This window comes from Kitasatospora sp. MBT63 (assembly GCF_000710465.2).
Taxonomy (GTDB): Bacteria; Actinomycetota; Actinomycetes; order Streptomycetales; family Streptomycetaceae; genus Kitasatospora.
Map to the genome: position 1 here is coordinate 3444 of NZ_JAIZ01000290.1, position 2437 is coordinate 5880.

Consider the following 2437-nt stretch of genomic DNA (forward strand, 5'->3'; position numbering starts at 1 on the left):
TACGGCCGCCCGTACCCGCCCCCGCACCCGGAGAGAACGACCCGTGCCCACCTACGCCCTGATCACCCGTGCCACCGAGGAGCAGGTGCTGACCGCCCTGCGCCCGTCGAAGCTGGGCGGCTACCTGCTGCCGGACGGCGAACGCGGCACCGGTGTGCTCTTCGACCCGCTCAGGCCCCGGTTCGGCAAGATCTCCTCCCGCCGGCTGGTCGGCCCGGCCTGGAACCTCGCCTGGGAGCTGAAGCAGCCGGTCTGGCTGCTGCGGGACAACGAGTGGGGGACCTGCGTGACACTGGTGCTGGGCAACGGGGACACCGAGGAACTCGGCTGGAGCGCGCACTGGACACCGCCCGCCGATCCGGCCGAGAACGCCGCCCAGCGCGAGTCCTGGGACCGCTACTGCGCCCGCCTGGCCGACCGCGCCGGGCTGCCGGATGCGGGGGCCGCGCTGGCCGCGATCCGCAACGACCCGGCCCCCGACGGCAGCCGGACCTCCGGAGCCGAACTGCTCGGCCGGCTCTGCGCCCTGGTCGGCGTCTCGGACGCGGTGGTCGGCCAGTCCCTGTACGAGCAGGCCGGGCCGCGGGGCCGGGAGGCGCGCCGGTTCGAGGCCCGCGGCCGCTGAGCCGGGCCGCCGCTACTCGCCCTCCCGCAGCACCAGGCTGACCAGCTCCTGCTGGGAGTCGGTCAGTTTGGGGTCGGCGCAGTACACCGTCCGGCCGTCCACGGTGATCTCGTAGTGGAAGCCGTCCGGCACGCCGTACGAGGGCGCGCGCAGGCCGCCGGCCACCGCCTCGCGCGCGAGGGCGTGGACGTGCGGTGCGTCGCGGCGCTCGCTGGTGTCCAGCTCCGCACGCTGGACGCGACCGGCGAGGCCGCCGGTCCGGGTCACCTGGATACGCATGGTCGTCAGTTTGCTACGGAGTGGGTCGTTTTGCCGAGTGTTTTCACAGACTCCGCGTGGGGCCGGTCCGCTCCCGGCCGGCCCGCGTGCGAAGGGTCCGGTGTTCAGCCGGTGGCGCTGATGCCGACCTGCGACCAGGCGGCGGTCACCGTGTCGGCGGCGGTCCGGTCGTAGCGGGCCAGCGCGGCGGCCGCCGTGGCGCGGGCGAAGTCGGCGAAGCCGGCGTCGTGGGCGAGGTGCCCGCCCGTGACGGTGTCGTACCAGACCTGGCCGGCCCGCTCCCAGGCCGGCCCGCCGAGCGCGGTGGCCAGCAGGTAGAAGGCGTGGTTGGGGATGCCGGAGTTGATGTGCACCCCGCCGTTGTCGTCGGCGGTGTCCACGTAGCCGTCCATGTGGGCGGGCTGCGGGTCCTTGCCGAGGCGCTCGTCGTCGTACGCGGTGCCCGGGTCCTTCATCGAGCGCAGCGCCACGCCGTGCACGCCGGGGGCGAGCAGTCCGGCGCCGATCAGCCAGTCGGCCCGGTCGCTGCTCTGGCCGAGGGCGTACTGCTTGACCAGGGAGCCGAAGACGTCGGAGAGCGACTCGTTGAGCGCGCCGCTCTGGCCCTGGTAGTCCAGCCCGGCGGTGTACTGGGTGACGCCGTGGGCGAGTTCGTGGCCGATCACGTCGAGGCAGCTGGTGAAGTCGACGAAGATCTCGCCGTCGCCGTCCCCGAACACCATCCGGCTGCCGTCCCAGAACGCGTTGTCGTAGTCCACCCCGTAGTGCACGGTGGCGTCCAGCGGCAGCCAGGCGCCGTCGATCGAGTGCCGGCCGTAGACCTGCTCGAACAGCTCGAAGGTGGCGCCGAGCCCGTCGTAGGCGCGGTTGACGGTGGCGTCCGCGGTGGCCGGGCCGCCCTCGGCGCGGACCGTGCGGCCGGGCAGCCGGCGGCCGTGCCGGGCGTCGCCGATGGTGCGGGTGAGGTGGTGGGCCGGGGGCGGCGGGGGCAGGGCGGTGGCCAGCCGGCTCTCGCGGTGCAGGGTGTCCAGGGCGAGGGAGGTGCGGGCGGCCTCGTGGCCCTGCTCGGCGAGCCGGTCGAGGACGAAGGGCGGCACGATCGTGCAGCGGCGCGCGGCAGCAGTCATGTTGCCAAGAGTGACGCATCCATGACTTCTTGTCACCACCGCGCGCAGTGACCGGACGTCTCAAGGGGTGGAATCGTGGTGCGGTTCACTTCGTGCGCCCCGGGAGCTGGGTTACGCTGGGCTGCATCATGCGTTACGGGCTGCTTCTTCTTAGCTGCCGCGGCGAGGGCCTCTAGATCCAGAGAAGGCCGGCTCCCTCGCCGCGGGGACTGTGCTGTGCCCTTGCATCCGTCAGTGATGCTGTTCGATGCGGCGCAGCAGTCGGCCCGGTCGGGTGTCCACCGCCCCGACCCAGCCCGCAATCGACTTCGGAAGCCGAGAGTCCTCCATGACCGAGCAGTCCGCCATCGCCCGTGCCTTCAACGACCGCCCCACCCCGGTGACCGCGGCCACCGTGCTGCAGCAG

At 73.1% G+C, this 2437-nt stretch carries 3 protein-coding genes; 1 reads left to right on the forward strand and 2 read right to left on the reverse strand.

Going from position 1 to position 2437, the window contains the following annotated elements; all coding sequences use genetic code 11:
* A partial coding sequence (locus AA75_RS17965; RefSeq protein WP_206743444.1) for a hypothetical protein occupies positions 1-625 on the forward strand: 625 nt, incomplete at its 5' end.
* Between the two features lie 12 nt (positions 626-637).
* Here AA75_RS17965 and AA75_RS17970 read toward each other — a convergent pair.
* On the reverse strand, positions 638-904 hold the full coding sequence (locus AA75_RS17970) for a protealysin inhibitor emfourin (protein WP_033821089.1): 267 nt from the start codon (positions 902-904) through the stop codon (positions 638-640).
* Positions 905-1008: 104 nt separating this feature from the next.
* Complete coding sequence (locus AA75_RS17975) at positions 1009-2031, reverse strand: M4 family metallopeptidase (protein ID WP_033821090.1); 1023 nt, start codon at positions 2029-2031, stop codon at positions 1009-1011.
* Between the last annotated feature and the right edge of the window lie 406 nt (positions 2032-2437).